15 protein-coding genes are annotated in these 18056 nt (G+C 31.0%); 3 read left to right on the top strand and 12 right to left on the bottom strand.

The window, feature by feature from the left end; all coding sequences use genetic code 11:
- Positions 1-47: 47 nt before the first annotated feature.
- From KPL55_RS09780 to mraZ, 4 genes are read right to left on the bottom strand one after another with little or no spacing between them, the layout of a single operon-like run.
- Positions 48-2237: a stage V sporulation protein D gene (locus tag KPL55_RS09780; protein WP_216306524.1), complete on the bottom strand. Its 2190-nt coding sequence runs from the start codon at positions 2235-2237 to the stop codon at positions 48-50.
- Positions 2238-2297: 60 nt separating this feature from the next.
- Positions 2298-2786 (bottom strand): hypothetical protein, encoded by a 489-nt coding sequence (locus tag KPL55_RS09775; RefSeq protein WP_216306523.1) that lies wholly within the window; start codon positions 2784-2786, stop codon positions 2298-2300.
- Positions 2787-2813: 27 nt separating this feature from the next.
- Entirely contained in the window at positions 2814-3737 is a 924-nt protein-coding gene (rsmH, locus tag KPL55_RS09770) for a 16S rRNA (cytosine(1402)-N(4))-methyltransferase RsmH (protein ID WP_216306522.1), read from the bottom strand.
- Between the two features lie 13 nt (positions 3738-3750).
- Complete coding sequence (gene mraZ / locus KPL55_RS09765; RefSeq protein ID WP_216306521.1) at positions 3751-4179, bottom strand: division/cell wall cluster transcriptional repressor MraZ; 429 nt, start codon at positions 4177-4179, stop codon at positions 3751-3753.
- A 312-nt stretch (positions 4180-4491) separates the two neighbouring features.
- Between mraZ and ychF the strand changes: the two genes are divergently transcribed.
- Positions 4492-5589 (top strand): redox-regulated ATPase YchF, encoded by a 1098-nt coding sequence (gene ychF, locus KPL55_RS09760; RefSeq protein ID WP_216306520.1) that lies wholly within the window; start codon positions 4492-4494, stop codon positions 5587-5589.
- Positions 5590-6029: 440 nt separating this feature from the next.
- Here ychF and KPL55_RS09755 read toward each other — a convergent pair whose 3' ends face one another.
- Positions 6030-8348: an AAA family ATPase gene (locus KPL55_RS09755; RefSeq protein WP_216306519.1), complete on the bottom strand. Its 2319-nt coding sequence runs from the start codon at positions 8346-8348 to the stop codon at positions 6030-6032.
- A 272-nt stretch (positions 8349-8620) separates the two neighbouring features.
- Between KPL55_RS09755 and KPL55_RS09750 the strand changes: the two genes are divergently transcribed.
- Positions 8621-9040 carry a hypothetical protein gene (locus KPL55_RS09750; protein ID WP_216306518.1) on the top strand — a complete coding sequence of 140 codons (420 nt, stop codon included), beginning with the start codon at positions 8621-8623 and terminating at the stop codon, positions 9038-9040.
- A gap of 108 nt (positions 9041-9148) precedes the next feature.
- Here the strand turns inward: KPL55_RS09750 and KPL55_RS09745 are convergent, their stop codons facing one another.
- The gene (locus KPL55_RS09745) at positions 9149-11719 is read right to left on the bottom strand and encodes a calcium-translocating P-type ATPase, PMCA-type (protein WP_216306562.1); all 2571 of its coding nucleotides are present in this window, start codon (positions 11717-11719) and stop codon (positions 9149-9151) included.
- A 292-nt stretch (positions 11720-12011) separates the two neighbouring features.
- Between KPL55_RS09745 and KPL55_RS09740 the strand changes: the two genes are divergently transcribed.
- On the top strand, positions 12012-13655 hold the full coding sequence (locus tag KPL55_RS09740) for a putative manganese-dependent inorganic diphosphatase (RefSeq protein WP_216306517.1): 1644 nt from the start codon (positions 12012-12014) through the stop codon (positions 13653-13655).
- A gap of 413 nt (positions 13656-14068) precedes the next feature.
- Here the strand turns inward: KPL55_RS09740 and KPL55_RS09735 are convergent, their stop codons facing one another.
- The 6 genes from KPL55_RS09735 to KPL55_RS09710 all read right to left on the bottom strand — a co-directional run bounded on the left by KPL55_RS09735 (position 14069) and on the right by KPL55_RS09710 (position 18050).
- The gene (locus tag KPL55_RS09735) at positions 14069-14830 is read right to left on the bottom strand and encodes a hypothetical protein (RefSeq protein ID WP_216306516.1); all 762 of its coding nucleotides are present in this window, start codon (positions 14828-14830) and stop codon (positions 14069-14071) included.
- A gap of 153 nt (positions 14831-14983) precedes the next feature.
- A complete protein-coding gene (locus KPL55_RS09730; RefSeq protein WP_216306515.1) occupies positions 14984-15781 on the bottom strand; it encodes a flagellar hook-basal body complex protein in 798 nt (265 codons plus the stop codon).
- Positions 15782-15808: 27 nt separating this feature from the next.
- A complete protein-coding gene (locus tag KPL55_RS09725; RefSeq protein ID WP_216306514.1) occupies positions 15809-16591 on the bottom strand; it encodes a flagellar hook-basal body complex protein in 783 nt (260 codons plus the stop codon).
- The gene (locus tag KPL55_RS09720; RefSeq protein WP_216306513.1) at positions 16588-16725 is read right to left on the bottom strand and encodes a hypothetical protein; all 138 of its coding nucleotides are present in this window, start codon (positions 16723-16725) and stop codon (positions 16588-16590) included. The genes KPL55_RS09725 and KPL55_RS09720 overlap by 4 nt, the downstream gene beginning before the upstream one ends.
- 62 nt (positions 16726-16787) lie before the next feature.
- Positions 16788-17270, bottom strand: coding sequence for a hypothetical protein (locus KPL55_RS09715; protein ID WP_216306512.1), 483 nt, complete (start codon positions 17268-17270; stop codon positions 16788-16790).
- Positions 17271-17318: 48 nt separating this feature from the next.
- Positions 17319-18050 carry a FliA/WhiG family RNA polymerase sigma factor gene (locus KPL55_RS09710; protein WP_216306511.1) on the bottom strand — a complete coding sequence of 244 codons (732 nt, stop codon included), beginning with the start codon at positions 18048-18050 and terminating at the stop codon, positions 17319-17321.
- Positions 18051-18056 lie beyond the last annotated feature (6 nt).

Here is an 18056-nt window from a genome sequence, read left to right as displayed (position 1 = left end):
CCATATATTTAATTATACACTATATTTAATGTATAAACTATATACACCTAATCTGCGGTAATATCTAGATTTACTGTAATTGTTGTTCCCTTTTTAACTTCTGTGCCTTCTAAACTTTGTTCTGATGCTATACCATTGCCAACAAACTTGACCTTTAATCCAAGACCACTTAGAAGTGATGTAGCTGCCTCTGGGCTACTCCCTATTACATTTGGAACCATGACAATATTATTATCTTCTATTTTTGTATTAGTGTGCAAAATAACTTCCGTTCCCTCTTTAACTGTATATCCAGGTTTTGGAGTCATATCTGTTATGACATCACCATCAGTACTTAACTTCATCTTTAAATTGTTTTCTTTTAAAAGTTTTTCTGCATCAGCTTTTTTAAGACCTCTTACTTCAGGCACAATAACATCCTTAAGTAAACTCTTACCAATTTCTTCATTCGTAGCATCAGATTTTAATGATAAATAATTAAAGATATCATTAAAAACTTGTTTACCAACTACTGTGGCAATTTGACCTCCATAGTAATTAGATGGGTCTGGTTCGTCTATATTAATTAGTATTGTTATTTGAGGATCATTAGCAGGTGCCATTCCTGCAAATGATGAAACGTATTTCTGCGGTGCATATACACCATTAATAACTTTTTGAGCAGTACCTGTCTTTCCAGCAATGTGGTATCCTGCAATAAATGCCTTTTTACCACCGCCACTTTCTACAACTTGTTCAAGATACCCTCGAAGTTGTTTTGCAACTCCCTCAACTACTATCCTTCTTTCATTGTAATTTGAATATGCTTGTAGAACCTTTTTAGTATTTGTATCATCGTAATCAACTATCTCTTTCATAACATGAGGTGTTATAAGTTTTCCTCCATTTGCAATAGCGTTAAACGCTGTTAAGTACTGTACAACGGATAAAGTATTGCTTTGACCAAATGATGTTGTTGCTACATCAACAGGAGTTACATCTTTAGTTTTTCTAATTATTCCCGATGCTTCGCCATTCAAATCGATTCCAGTTTCTTTACCGAATCCAAATAGATAAATATACTTATTTAGCTTTTCTGCTCCGAGTCTTCTCCCGAGTTCCATAAATCCAACATTACATGAATTTTTTAATATATCTACAAAATTTTCAGCTCCATGTCCTGTGGTTTTCCAGCACTTAATTGTTCTACCCCCAACTACTGTGCTTCCTTTGCAGAAAAATTTATCATCTTCCTTAACTAAACCTTCTTCCATTGCAGCTGTAGCTGTAAATACCTTAAAAATAGATCCTGGCTCAAAAGTATCACTTACTGCTCTATTTCTCCATACCTTTTGATTTTCATCATAAGTTTTACTAAGGTCCCACGGATCATTAGGATTATAATCTGGTTTATTAACCATTCCTAATATCTCACCATTTTTAGGATTCATTGCAACTATGCTAACTGCAGCTGCTTTATTATCAATCATAGCCTGCGCTGCTGCTTTTTCACAAAAAAACTGTATCATCTCATCGATAGTAAGTACAATATCTTTTCCATCTATTGGTTTTGTATAATCCGATATTGTGTATGGCAACGCCTCACTCTTTCTATCAGTTTCCGAAATTTTCATCCCTGGTATGCCTGATAGAAATTTATTGTAATATAACTCAACACCAGTTAATCCGTTACCATCAGAATTAGTATGTCCTAACACACTTGCAAGAAAATTATCGTTTGGATAATATCTTTTTGTATCTCCTGTAACAACAATGCCACGAAGATTATTTTTTTTAGAAAAATCAGTAATTTTATCTGAGGTAGCCTTCTCAATTCTTCGCTTTAAGATGGCCGATCCAATGAGTTTCCCCTTTGAACTCCTCTTAGTTAAAATAGTTAAAACGTCTTTAGATTCCATTCCAAGTATTTGGGCGAGTTCTGGTGCAATGCCTTCCATAGTTAACTTGTTTTTAGTTGTAGTTTCTCGCAGGGAATTAAGATCCAAATCTACTCTAAAAACATTTGCACTTATAGCGAGCTCTTCACCATTCCTATCTAGAATCCTTCCTCGTTTTGCTGCAATACGAACATCACTTGTCCATTGCAAAATTGCTTTTTCTTTATAATCTACCCCTTTAACTATCATTACATAGCTTAGCCTTGTAACTAATAGAAAAAACAAAATAAAAAGTATGAAAAAGACAATTAACATTCTACGTTTAACTAATACCTTGTCTCTATACTCTCCTCTTGCCAACTTGTTCCCCCCTTGATGGTCCCCTTAGATAGATATTAAAAAATTTCTTGTAATATTCATCTAAAATATAATGTTTTTTATTTTACTCATTACATCACTACTTATTCTCACACTTGAACTTTCATTAGTTCCCAAATTGTTTTTACTTAAATTTAAGTACTCTATGTCACTAATCCTTGGTTTAACCATGTCAAGTCTTGTAGTAGCAGCTTTTTCGATATAGCTAATATTCCTAAATTTCATAAGATCTACATCATATGCGTCATTTTCTTTACTTAATGTCTCAATTTGAGTTAAAGCTTTAGTATTTGCCTCTTGATAATTGTAAATCAAACAATATCTAGCAACAATTATCATTCCAACAACAAAACATACAACGATATGTGTAATAACACTTTTTTTCCTTTTAATCTCATTAAGCCTTTTAGTACTCCTAGCCTGTTTTCTAGATTTCTCTAAATCTTCCTCATTTTTTCGTCTTCTAAATGATTCATCTGGTGCTAAAATTGTATTACCATACATCTCAAAGTTGTTTTTTTCTACTATCACTTTATTCACTCCATTCTCAAATTAGAACTATATTTTTTGTGCTACCCTTAGTTTTGCACTTCTACTTCTTGAGTTAATCTCTAACTCTTCCTCTGTTGCCCTTATAGGTTTTCTGCTTATAAGTTTCACAATTGGTTTTTTATTACACACGCACATAGGTAATTCTTTTGGGCATTTACATGGATCTTCTAAGCTTTTAAATTTAACTTTAACAATTCTATCTTCAAGTGACTGGAATGTAATTATACCCATTCTTCCACCACTATTAAGTCTTCCTATACCATCTTCAATTGCTTTATCTAAGATTTTTAGTTCACCATTAACTTCAATCCTTATTCCCTGAAATGTTCTTTTAGCTGGATGACCTCCATCACGCTTAAACTTTGCCGGTATTGCTGCATCTATGACATTAACTAATTCTAAAGTAGTATTAATTGGTCTTCTATCTATTATAAAATTTGCTATCCTTTTTGAGAATTTTTCTTCTCCATAATTCCTTAATACCTGTGCTATCTGTTCTTCCTCGTAGTTATTCACTACATCAAATGCTGTTATTCCTTTACTTCTATCCATTCTCATATCAAGAGGTGCGTCCCTCATATAACTAAATCCACGTTCCGCATTATCTAACTGATATGATGAAACGCCTAAATCCATAAAAATACCATCCACTTTTTCTATATTAAGTTTTTTTAAAATTGCTTCTATGTTATAAAAATTATCATGAACAAATGTAACATTGTTATAATCTTTAATTTTTTCCTTTGCTGCATTTAATGCATCCACGTCTTGGTCAATTCCAATTAACCTTCCCTTTGGGGATAGTCTTTTTAAAATTTCTAAAGAATGCCCTGCTCCTCCTAGTGTACAATCAACGTAAATTCCATCTTCCTTTATATCTAGTGCATCAATGCACTCTTCTAACATTACTGATATATGTTTAAATTCCATTTCATATCTCCTTTTATATCCCGAGTTCACTCATTTTTTCTGCTATCTCATCAAAATTAATATCCGATTCATTATATTTATCCCATTTATCCTTAGCCCATATTTCTATTCTTGTTGATACTCCTATACTTACTATTTCCTTTTGCATGCAAGCATATTCACATAAATTTTGTGGTATTAAAGCTCTACCTTGCTTATCAATTGTTACTTCATTAGCACCTGAGAAGAAAAATCGTACAAATGCTCTCGCATCTTTACTAGTTAATGGGAGTTTTTTTAATTTTTCCTCCATTATTTTCCACTCTGCTATTGTGTATATATATAAGCATCCATCAAGGCCCTTAGTTATTATTAATTCACTTCCGAGTCCATCTCTAAACTTGGTGGGAATAATCATTCTGTTTTTACTATCAATGGCATGTTGATATTCACCAATAAACATTTTATTCCTCCCAATTTTATAAATCCACTCCACTTTAATCCACTTTAATCCATTCTAAACCATTATTAAGTAATATTCTATAGAAAAATTAAAATTCCTCCTTAATTTTAAAGAATTATTATTATATTTTAAAATTAATTAAACTTTCTCATTGTTCTTTTTGGATATATTAACTATAAATACATTATTATCATAAGCAAGTCTTATGTTTATTCCATTACTTTAATTTACTTTCTTGAAATGCATTAAGATGTAGAGTATAATTTACAGGTAATTAATAATCTTAAGAGTACGAAAGGAATGTACATATATATGAAATTAGGAATTGTAGGTTTACCAAATGTAGGAAAAAGCACATTGTTTAACGCAATAACAAAAGCAGGCGCAGAATCTGCCAATTATCCATTTTGTACTATAGAACCAAATATAGGTGTTGTTAGTGTACCTGACAAAAGATTAGATGTACTACAAGCTATTTATAGTAGTAAAAAGATAATTCATACTGCAATTGAATTTTATGATATAGCTGGTCTTGTAAAAGGAGCGAGCAAAGGAGAAGGTTTAGGTAATAAATTCCTAGCTCACATCAGGGAAGTAGAGTCTATTGTTCATGTTGTACGATGTTTTGATGATGAAAATGTAGTACATGTAGACGGCAATGTTGATCCTCTCCGCGACATAGATACTATTAATTTAGAACTCATATTTTCCGATCTTGATGTATTAGAACGAAGAATGGAGAGATCCGTAAAACTTGTTCGATCTGGTGATAAAACAGCCAAAATGGAATTTGCTCTTATGGAAAAAATAAAGGAACATCTTGAATCTAACCTCCCAGTAAGAACAATGGAGTTTAACGAAGAGGAATTGACTTTTGTAAATATTCTTTTTCTTATTACTTCAAAACCAGTTTTGTATGCTGCAAACATTAGTGAAGATGATTTAATGTCTGGTAACACAGAAAATGATATGGTTAAAAAAGTTATGGACTTTGCTGCTGGCGAAAATTCAGAAGTAATTGTAGTTTGTGCAAGACTTGAAGAAGAACTATCTTCTCTAGAGGATGAGGAAAAAATGGAGCTTCTTGAAGAATATGGTCTTAGTGAAACAGGTCTTGATAAACTTATTCACGCAAGTTATAAGTTATTAGGCCTTATGAGTTACCTAACTGCAGGCCCTCAAGAAATAAGAGCATGGACTATACATATTGGAACCAAAGCTCCTGCTGCTGCTGGTAAAATCCATTCTGATATTGAGAGAGGATTTATAAGAGCAGAAATAGTTGCCTTTGATAAATTAGTTGAATGTGGAAGCGAAGCTGCTGCTAAGGAAAAGGGACAGTATAGACTTGAAGGAAAAGAATATATCATGCAAGATGGCGATGTAGTTAATTTTAGATTTAACGTATAAAAAAAAAGCACAGATACTAAAAAATAGTATCTGTGTTTTTTCTTACGTCTCATCAAATAGTTTCTCATAGTCTGTTATAACAGAAAGTATATATTGCTCCAATGCGTTTCGCTGCGCCTTGAAATTCTAAAATTTATTATATTTATGGATGCTAAAACCCACAAACTCGCTTTGCTCAAACATGTGGGTTTCTTCACGCATCCATAAATATAATAAATTAAGAATTTCTAAGGTTTGCTCAAATGCATTTTACGCAATATATACTTTAGTTAACAGACTATAAGAAACATAATAATAATAATAATAATAATAATAATAATAATAATAAACAGTAAATAAATTTCCGTATCCATAAAAAGCTCTACTCTTTCTGGCTAATAATTTAGATAGGTTAATTATCAAATTATTCTTATTTATTAAATTTGCTATTACATTTATACTTATTTTCTACTACTATACTTTTTTAACTCTTTATTAATAGCAACCATTACTGTTTCAAAAGTTTCATCATTGTTTCCCATTAGAACTGTAATTGCATCATCAATAGAGGTCATAGTATATATATGAAAGTTTCCATTTTTAATTTCAAGCTCAATCTCATCATTTAAAACCAAATCATCTGCATTGGATAAAGGTATTAGTACTCCTTTGCCCTCTACAGTGTCTATGACTTTGCAGGCTGCAAAGAAACCTTCTATTTTATCATTTACTCCTCCTATAGGTTGAACATCGCCAAATTGGTTAACTGACCCAGTCATTGCAATGCTTTGCTTTATAGGTATTTTACTTAATGCGGAGAGCATACATATTATTTCTGCAACCGATGCACTATCCCCATCTATTTTTCCATAAATCTGTTCAAAACTTAAATGAAAATCTACAGGTAGTCGGCTAAATCCTCCATTAATACTACTCATATACCCTTTTAAAATATTAATAGATTTACTATGAATACTACCACTCAAATTACTCTCTTGCTGCACATCTATAATATTTCCTGCACCCTTATAACAACAGCAAGTAATTTTTATCGGCTTTCCAAAACTAAAATATCCTGTATCAATTACTGATAGTCCATTTACCTGTCCAACTTTATTGCTTGTAACGTCAATAAGCATTTTCTTTTCAATATAGTGATTTAGGATTTCCTTTTCCATGATATCTTTTTTGTAAGCTACCTTAATTATATCCTCGAATCCAATATCTTCTTTATTTTCTTTATTAACCTTGTTGTTAGCCAATATTAACAGCTTATTTATTTCGTGAATATCGTAGTATATTTTATTCCTACTCTGAGCTTTTTTAGATAGAATCTTTGCTATTTCTCTTACAGCACCACTTGTAGGAGATTTAAAATTATTTTCATTACAAATTTTATTTATCTCATGTACCAAGGAATTTTTTAAACTATCATCTATGCTCTGAACTTGATTGCATTCAGCTTTAATAGTAAAAATTCTTTTAAAATCCTCATCATAATTATAGAGCAAGTCATATGACTCATAATCACCTATAAGAATTACTTTTGTTTTAATAGGCACTGGAACAGGTTTTAAGGTATTTAGAGAAAGCAGCTCATAATGGTTATTGTTACATGCCACATCTACCTCTTCCATTAATAGCGATTTTTTTAAATTGTAATACGCCAAAGGGTTAGTAAGCAAACTATTTATCCTAATTATCAAACAACCTTCATTTGCTTTTAACATACTACCACCTTTTATAAATCCTACGTCAGTGGAATAAACCCCTTTATGATTCTCATATTCTATATTACCAATTAAGTTTGTTAAATTAGGATCTTGTTCAAAAATAACTGGTGGAATTTGATTTTTACTATTATCCACTATTACATTCACGATATATTTGAATATAATCTCATTTATTTTTTCATAATCATCATCATAATTTAAAGAATAATTTTCTACAAGTTTTTCTTCAATGTCCTGAGAAACTATATCAAAATAATCTCGTACAACTTCATCATCCATAAACATACTTTTATATTCCTCTTTTAAATCAGCTATTTCAGTCTTATAATATTCTTGCATTATTTTTTTTATTTTATATAAATCCCTTAGTTCAACATCTTTTAGCTGCTCTAATATTTCTTTAGCTTTTTCTTTTAACATACTTGCTGTATTTAAAATAACCTCTTTTGTTTCTTTATCTAAAATGTCATATTCATTCTCAGACATTTCTTTTCCATGACTTAAAGGAATGAATGTAAACCCACTATTCGTAGACTTTATATCAAATCCCTCCACTTTTGCTGCACTTATTAGGGATCCAATCAGTTCATTTCTTTTCTTTATAATACTTTCCTGGATCTCTTCCTTTTCCATATCTATAGAATTGTTGTAAAACTGGAATGTGGACTCTAAATATTCATTTTGCATATCTTCAAGCAATTCTTTAAGTCTATTACCTCCCCCATTACTTACAAAAATAGGTCTAGGAGATTTTTCGTCTTCATACAATACATAACAAATGTCTTTTGCTTTGCTTTTATTCTCAAATGTCTTACTTACATATTTCATAATATCTTTAAGTGTTTCTTTTGAAAAATCGTCTATTAAAAAAACATTAAAACCCTCTTTATCTATACTCATTGCAGTTTTAATATTTTCTATTACATCTATATATTGTGGCATAGAATCTAATGATTTTTTTTCAATCAAATCTATTGATTCTCTTGTTTTCATATCTTCAATATCAAATTCGTATATAATATCCTTTGGAGTTAATTCCCTATTCATATTCCTCCTCCTTTCAATTCTTTATTATATTAATATTCTCAAATTAAACATTGGGTACATATATTATATGAATATGTAAAATATACTTTTATAGGAAATAGATTTTTTTTGAAAATAGACCTTTTTTATACTTGAGTTAAATTACAACATAAGATATAATAAGTTTATTGAATTTTTTATATTTTTTATGTTTTTGATGTTCAAAAATAACATCGATTTAAAAAAGTAATATTGTTTTAAAATTAAATATCTATGGTAAAGGAGTAATACTTATGGGATTAAAAGATAAAATTACAAATAGCTATACACAAGCTTATTTAAAAAGATATGGTGATAGACTTACTCAGGCTCAAGGTAGAGTTCTATCAATTAAAATCGAGGAAAAAAATTACCTTAGGATATTTTATAAACTTGCTGTAACTATTTTAGTGAAGGCTGACGGAAGTAAATCTATTGCTAAATGTGTGTTTAATAAAAGACGTTGGTTTAAAAAAGTTAAATTTATATCTGTACTACAAGGACATTCAGTTATAATTCAAGGTATGAAGGGCAAAAAGGGTAAAGAACACAGAGAACAAATTCAAATTGTAAATATTAGAAATATGACTACAAAGAAAGACTTAGTACCAGCTCAAGGAAATGCTCCACAACAAAAAGTACAACGAGTTAGAGCTGATAAACGTTTTAAATAAAAAAGATATATGACTTTTGTCATATATCTTTTTCATTTTACCTTAATACTTATATATAATAGCATTTGCAGCACAATAAGTGCTGCTTATATAACCGCAATTTGATATTTAGTGCTTGTGCATTAAGTACAAGTACAAACTATTTATAAAGGAAATAATACCTGAGAAAAATAAAATTATGAGCCATTGACCTATATCAAGTGGTATTGTATGAAATACATTCTGCAAAAATGGAATATACACTATGCTAATTAGCATAGTTACTGATATCCCTACCGCTCCAATTAGGTACATATTTGTAAATGGATTAATTTCAAACAAAGAATGTTTCTCCGATCTACATTCAAATACATGTATGAGTTGAGATAAAACTAAAGTACCAAGTGCTAATGTTCTACATGCTTCAATACTCATGCCATAATATTTGCCTCCAATAAAAGATAAAATTGTACAAACACCAATTAGGCATCCACGAATTAATATCTTTTCTGTAAGTCCTCTCGAAAATACACTTTCATTTTTTCCTCTAGGTTTTTCAAACATAATATCAGGATCAGCTGGATCTACCCCCAAAGCAATAGCAGGTAGGCCATCTGTAACTAAGTTTACAAATAAAATTTGTATTGGAAGAAGAGGATTTTCCAAATAAAATAATGAAGCTAAAAACATAGTAAGTACTTCTCCTAAGTTACAAGACAATAAATACCTAATAAATTTTCTTATATTATTATATATAACACGCCCCTCTTCAACTGCTGCAACAATAGTTGCAAAGTTGTCATCTAAAAGAATCATAGAAGCCGCCTCTTTAGTTACATCCGTACCTGATATCCCCATAGCTATACCGATATCTGCTTCTTTTATTGCTGGGGCATCATTAACACCGTCACCAGTCATGGCAACAATATGATTTTTGTGTTTAAAAGCTTTCACTATCCTTAATTTGTGTTTTGGACTTACCCTTGCAAATATTTTATAATTATCAATGTTTTTATCTAATTCCTTATCATTTAATTTATCAAGTTCATCGCCGGTTATAACTTCCTCTGGCGACTTACATATATCTAGATCTTTTCCAATAGCATAAGCTGTATTTTTGTGGTCACCTGTTATCATTACAGGTTTTATACCAGCAATCTTGCATTTTATAACTGCATCTTTTACTTCGCGCCTTGGAGGATCAATTATGCCTGCTATTGCCACAAAAATCAGATTAGTTTCCAGACTATCGTTATGCTTTATACTAGACACTTTATATGCACAAGCAATACATCTTAAAGCTTTATATGACATGACCTCTACAGCCCTTATTAGACCCCTTTTATAACTAGGAAGCATAAGTTGCACAGAGCCGTCAATCAATATATAATTACAACTTTCTATAACTCGTTCTGGAGCTCCTTTTACATAACAAATTTCCTTATCATTTTCTTTAACAATTACAGACATAATTTTTCTTGTTGAGTTAAAGGGTATTTCATATACACGTCTGGATTTATTTAAAAATTCTTGTAAATCTTTTGGATTTTTGAATAAACCTTTAATTAATGCTGTTTCTGTAGGATCCCCAAATAAGCATTTTTCCATATTTTTAACGCTAAAATCGTAATTACAATCGTTGCAATATGTATACGCTTTTTTCATCACTAAATTTGATGGAATTTTATCTCTGTCAACATCATAACTATGCCCATCAAAATAGAATGCTTTTACTGTCATATTGTTTTCAGTTAGAGTACCTGTTTTATCTGTACATATTACGGAGGTACACCCTAACGTTTCAACTGCTGGTAATTTTCTAATTAAAGCATTTCTCTTAAGCATTCTTGATACACCAAGTGCTAAAGCCACCGTTACTATAGCGGTTAACCCCTCTGGTATTGCAGCTACTGCAAGGCTTACCCCTAATAAAAACATTGCATACTTATCTTGCCCACGCCAAATACCCATAAAAGTAACAACCAGGCATATAATTATACAAAGCATAACTAGTATTTTCCCAAGATGTGCTAACCTCTCTTTAAGAGGAGATTTCTCATCTTCAATACTATGAAGCATGTTTGCTATTTTCCCCATTTCCGTATTCATGCCTGTCTCCGTGACTTTTCCTTTAGCTTTTCCTGTAAGAATTATTGTTCCCATATAAATGCTATTTTCATTAGAATTAGTACTTTTAGATACTCCTGCAGATTCACCAGTAAGTAGTGATTCATCAAGCATTGCATTATTACCTTCCACTATAATGCAATCTGCCGGAACTCTATCTCCACCTTCGAGTATTATTAAATCTCCTGGAACTAAGTATATAGCGTTTATTACAAGTATTCCTCCATCGCGAAGCACCTTAGCCGTTGGAGCTGCTAGCTTACTTAATGCTTCTAAAGATTTTTCAGTTCTAAATTCTTGAATGAAACCAAGTATACCATTCATTATAACTATAATAAAAATAGTTATTGCATCAGCTTTTTCTCCCATAAGGCCCGAAAGCACTGTTGCTGCAATTAGTATCCAAGTAATAAAATCATTAAATTGCGAAAAGAATATCTGGAGAGCTGATATCTTTTTTTTATTTTCTAATTTATTAAATCCATATTTTTTAAGTCTATTCTCAGCCTCAGAGCTATTTAGTCCTCTTGTTAGGTTCAACCTTTCGTAACCCGAGCCCTCTGGCCTATTCATGTCCTTGGTATTACGTTTTGATGTTTGTTCATTTAACACTTATACCCCCCCTTATCACTCTAAGATAGATAATATTTTCTTTCTATTACCTCAGATGCCTAAGTTACTATTTATTTATTCTCTTTTAATATATGTGTTCGAGTGCCCACATATGAAAAGAATATTTGGTTTTTTCTTTACAATATGTAAGTTTGAATATAAAATAATACTAGTAATACTAGAGTGAATAATCACAAACAAGGTAACATTCGATAATTTTACATATTCCATACAGAAACTAGGAGGACCACACGTGAAAAATATTATATATATTACTGGGCATAGAAATCCCGATACAGATTCTATTTGCGCGGCTATTGCCTATGCAGAGTTTAAAAATAAAACAGGAAAAATTCCTGCTATTCCAATAAGACTCGGTGAAGTTAATCGTGAAACTCAGTTTATTCTTAATTACTTTAATGTAGAAAAACCTGAGCTTGTAAATACTGTTAAAACACAGATTTCCGATTTAGACATTGATATTGTAGCACCTATTTCACCAGATATTTCTTTGAAAATGGCATGGTCCATTATGAGAAAAAATGATACTAAAACTCTACCTGTTATTGACGATAATGATAGACTTGCGGGTGTTGCGTCAGTTTCAAATCTAGCCTCAAGTTATTTAGATGTTTGGGACAATTCTATTCTTGCAAAAAGCAATACCACTCTTGAGAATATTTTAGATACTCTTTCAGCTAAGTGTGTATACAAACCAAATGGCACATTTAAAATAACTGGAAAGATTATTGTATCTGCTATGCATCCTGAAAGCACAAAATCTATAATTGAGGTTGGCGACGTTGCAATTTGCGGAGATAGAGAAGACTCACAACTTTTAATAATTGATAGTAAAGCATCCCTTTTAATAATTACAGGAAACCATTCTCCAACTGATGGAGTTATTGAGCTTGCAAAAACTAATGGATGTACAATAATAGAAACACCATATGATACTTTTACAGCTTCTAGATTAATAACTCAAAGTATTCCTATAAATCATGTTATGAGCAAAAAAAACATCATAAGTTTTAACTCAGATGATTTTATTGATGAAATAAAATCTATTATGATTGAGACAAGGTATAGAAGTTATCCAGTTATTGATGAAAATAATAAAGTTGTTGGAAGTATATCACGGTATCATTTAATATCAGAGAACAGAAAAAAAGTAATACTCGTGGATCATAATGAAAAAACACAGTCTGTTTTGGGTTTAGAAGACGCTGAGATAATAGAAATAATCGACCATCATAGAATTGCTGATGTTCAGACTGGTTCTCCTATATATTTTAGAAATGAACCTGTAGGTAGCACTTCAACAATTGTAGCTAACATATTCTTTGAAAATGGAATTAGACCTTCAAAAGGTGCAGCTGGTCTTTTATGTGCGGCAATTATTTCCGATACATTGCTACTAAAATCACCTACTTCTACACTAGTAGATGAGCTTACATTAAATAAGTTATCTCAAATTGCTAATTTAAATATAGAAGAGTTTGCTAAAGAAATGTTTAAAGCTGGTACATCCCTCGATGGTAAAACTGCAGAGGAAATTTTCTATCAAGACTTTAAACCATTTACCCTTAATACTTTTAAGATTGGGGTATCACAAGTTGGTACAATGTATATCGAAGGTTTTGAACCTCTTAAAGGTGACATGATAGAGTTAATGGAGAAAAAGGCCAAAGAAGGCGGTTTTGATATAATTTTATTAATGCTGACTGATATTTTAAATGGTGGCTCAGTATTAATAGCTGCTGGTGAACATAAAGATGTTATTTCAAAAGCCTTTGATGTTACACTAACTGATGACGGTGTATATGTCCCTGGTATAGTTTCAAGGAAGAAACAAATTATACCTCCTATTACGGCTGCGCTAAGTAAATTAAAGTAAAAATAAGATGATGTGATCTACAAATTCCTCCTGCGTGGAACCAAATTAGAAGAGTTTGAAACGTGAAATTCCATTAAGAAATTCTAATCTTTCGCCAATATAAAATTCTCTAGCACTCACATTCGGCATGCGCCGGTTCGCTAGCCTTCCTTCCAGTCAGGCTCACGAGAATTTTATATTTGCAAAAGAAGAATTTTAAATGGAATTTCAATGTTTCTGCTCTTCTAATTTGGTTCCACTCCCGGAGAAATCCATACTATATCATATTTACGCTTAGATGTATCTAGTATGGATTATATATAAACAAATGATAAATCTCAATAATCCCCGAAAAATCAACATCAACTCTAAACTATAAAAAAAGTTCTCCTCATTGTTTTCCGAAATCTATTTACTATATAACAATTCTTATTTTATAGAAATTCAAGCGTTACAAATACAATAAAAACTATGAAACAGATAAAATAACTTATGCTTAAATAGTCCCTAATGCATATATCATCGATTTTTCCACTATAGTCACCATAACTTTTTAAATAATGTTTGTTTTTACCATTATAATGAAAGTAGAAATTAACAGATTCTATATATGCTGCCAAAATATCAACATTTAAAAGAGGTAATTTCCAAACATTGCGGGCAAAATCCCCTTTAAAATTTATCTTGAAATTTTTGTTCCTGAAAACATAAATTGTGTATAAGAACATTTCCGCAATTAATGATGGAATTATGGTCGCAATAGATGTAATCCTACCTATAATGTTTAAATCACCCTCAAGCGTTAAATTATAAATTATAGTAAATATAATAGCTGGGCCGTTTCCTAATATTATAATGAAAAATAAAGGCGCTATAAATCCGCAAATGAGTGCTCTAGATATGGTGGATATTGTGTCATAAAAATGTTTCTTTTCAGTCTTATTTAAATTATTTCTCTCTGTATTACTTATGTCTATTACCAGAAAAGCTGTAATGCCATTGTACACTTGGTTATTGTTTATATATGTAAGACCAATAAATATAAAAGTTAATATACATATATATATAAATTGTAGCAAATATATATTATTGACTTTTTTCATAAATTTCCTATTAATAAAATTAAAGAATCCTTGTCTATCAAACCTCCACAGTAATATACTAAATAAACATCCAACTAAATATCCTATCCCCATTTTTATCCTCCTAAATCATATTATTATATACTTTACTAATAATATATGAGGGTTGTCCTAGAATTAAAACTGTTTTCCATTTATTATTTATAAACCACAAAAAAGACATACTATAAAAAGCATGTCTATCATCATTTTCTAAAAATAACGAAATTATTTACGTAAGTTATTAGCCATTTGCCACATTTCATCTGCAGTCTTTAGAGTAGTAGAACTAAGCTGAAATGCCCTTTGAGTAATTAGCATATCGGTCATTTCTGTTGCTATATCGACATTAGATAGTTCTTGGTAGCCTTGCATAACATTGTAGTCAGTGCTTTGTACAACATTCTGCCCAGGTTTTGGGACAAATAAGCTATCACCTACAGACATCATTGAATCATCTCCAACAAAATCTGAAACTTTTACTTCTCCAACTTGTGTTTGTACATTTCCTTCTTTTATAGATACCTTGCCATCTTCATCGACCTTGAAGTTACTCACTGTAAATTTATAAGGACCATTGACTACATTAATATCATTACCCTGAGCATCAATTATACTTAATCTATTACCATCTTGATCAACTATATTTCCACCTGAGTCCGCAAGAAAATTACCTGCTCTAGTATAGGCTTTGCTATTATCTGGCAACGTAACTTCAAAATAACCACTACCATCTATTGCTAAATCAGTTGGGTTTGTTGTCTGAGTAAGCGAACCTTGCGCAGAGTCGCGAGTCCATTCTCCAATTCGAGTTCCAGTACCATTTTGAAGTATTGCTTTTCCATTTTGATCTTTTGTTACTGGGTATCCTTTTCTATCAAGTGACTCATAAACTAGATCTTTAAAATTTGCATTAAGTTTTTTATATCCGTTGGTATTAACATTTGCAATATTATTTGATATAGCATCTAATTTTTCCTGTTGAGCTGCCATTGAACTTTTGCTATTCCATATAAGTCTTAACATCACATATCACCTCCTAATTCAAGTTATTTACCTTACTGTTCCTACTTCATTTACAGCTTTACCTAGTGTTTCATCAATAGATTGTACAATTTTCTGATTCGATTCGAAATTTCTCATAATTGACATCATATTTACCATTTCGCTAGTAACATTAACATTAGATTTTTCTAAAGTATTTTGTTTAACAGTAACATTAGTATTTTGAATAGGATTTGTCCCCTGGAACAAATTATCTCCAACTTTTTGAAGTGTGTTATAATCTGCAAAGTCTACAGTATTGAACTTATATAAGTTTTCACCATTAATTGAGATATTTCCGTCACTTGCCACTTGAAGTTTACCGTCACCTACTAATATTGGTTCTAGAGCATTTGTATCTTTATTGTTCCCTAAAACCTTATCTCCATTATCCGTAACTAAATATCCACTTCCATCAACATGAAAATCACCACTTCTAGTATAGTAGTTCTTAGTAGTAATCCCATCATCCCTTTGTACTGTAAAAAATCCACTTCCCTCTATTGCAAAATCAGTAGGTTTATCTGTTACTTGAAAAACTCCTTGGGCAAAATTTGTGTTTAGTTCATCTATTTTGCTTCCCATACTAAGCGATCCAATAGTAGTCTTAGTATTTTGACCGTTTACAATTTTATCAAAATTTTGTATTAATACATCGTCAAATTTTTTAATAGCAAGGTCATCACTTTTAAAACCAATTGTATTAGCATTTGCTATATTATTAGTTACTGTGCTTTGTTTTGCTTCTCCGGTTATGAGTCCTGTAACTGCTGTATAAAGACCTCTAATCATTTTTTCACATCCTTATTCGTAATTATTGGAATATCATCTGGGTATCGCATTCCGTATCCTCTAGCTTTAATTTCTATTTTACCTTTACTCATTTCATAATTTATCTTAACGCCAGTTAATAAGATTGAAGCCATAATAAGTCCTATTCCTATCCCGATTAGAAGTTTTCTATCACTTAAAAAGTCTATTAATTTTTTTATCTTATATATAAATCCTTTATTAATAGTACTTCCCCCTTACCTAGATGCATTATTTCTGCTACTTCTTCTAAGGCTAACCCTTCACCAAATAGTCTTTTTATTTCATCAACCTTACTACCATTATTATTTTTGTCTTTAATCTTCTCATAAATTTTCACATTATCATCTTCATCATCAACTTCTAGTTCAGGTACCTCTATATTAGTTTTTGTATTATCCCTATATATCGGTCTTTCACTACTATTCTTTACATATATATTGTTTTTCTCCATGATTTCTCTCATATCCATTATTTCACTTTGAAGCTCCAATATACTCTCAGAAAATTCCCGTCTAAGTTCCCCTACTATAATGTCGTTATCTTGGACATTTCCTATAGCATTCCCTAGTACTCCATTAAAGGACTTATTCCCCTTTTTTATAGATAATACATTTAGTATTACAAGAATTAATCCAATGAAAATTAACATTCCTGTCATATAATCCACTCCAAATTTTATAAATTAAATTATCTGTATTCAAAGATTCTACGCTATATCATATTTAAGGTTTACTAATGCTTTTCTTAAATTTATAATGGATCTGCTATGTAATTGACAAACTCGCGATTCAGATACACTCAAAACATTTCCTATCTCTTTTAATGTGAGACCTTCATAATAATATAAATTTAAAACTAATTTATCTTTTTCTTTGAGTTTTTCCAGGCCCAACGTTAAATATTCAACTTGTTCTTTTTCCTCTAATGCTCTTTCAGGACTTAAGCTATTGTTATCTTTAATTGTGCCACTAAGCGGCATGTCATCATCATCTGAAAAAATTAAATCCTCAAGTGATACTACTGATATATAATTGATGTTACTCTCAATATCAGCTACATCATTAATTGTTACTTCTAGTTCCTTTGCTATTTCATGGTTCGTTGGTTCTCTATAGAGTCGTTTTTGTAACCTCTCAATAGCTTCATTATATCTATTAAGCTTATCCATAGCGCCTTTAGAAATTGGGCTATTTCGCCTAAGCTCGTCAATCATAGCACCTTTTATTCTTATAGATGCATAACTTGAAAATTTCATACCCTTAGTATCATCGAATTTACCTAACGCATCCATAAGTCCAAGCATTCCATAACTTATTAAATCTTCATATTCTACGTATTTAGTTTTCCCTATTATTACTCTGGATGCAATGTATTTAACTAGTGGTATATGTGTTTTTACGATTTGTTCGCGTACATTAGCTGCCGTTGTCATTGACATATGAAC

It is taken from the genome of Clostridium lacusfryxellense (genome assembly GCF_018861735.1).
Taxonomy (GTDB): domain Bacteria; phylum Bacillota; class Clostridia; order Clostridiales; family Clostridiaceae; genus Clostridium_AD; species Clostridium_AD lacusfryxellense.
The sequence above is the reverse complement of the archived record's forward strand: the minus strand, read 5'-3'. Positions and strand labels throughout refer to the sequence as shown.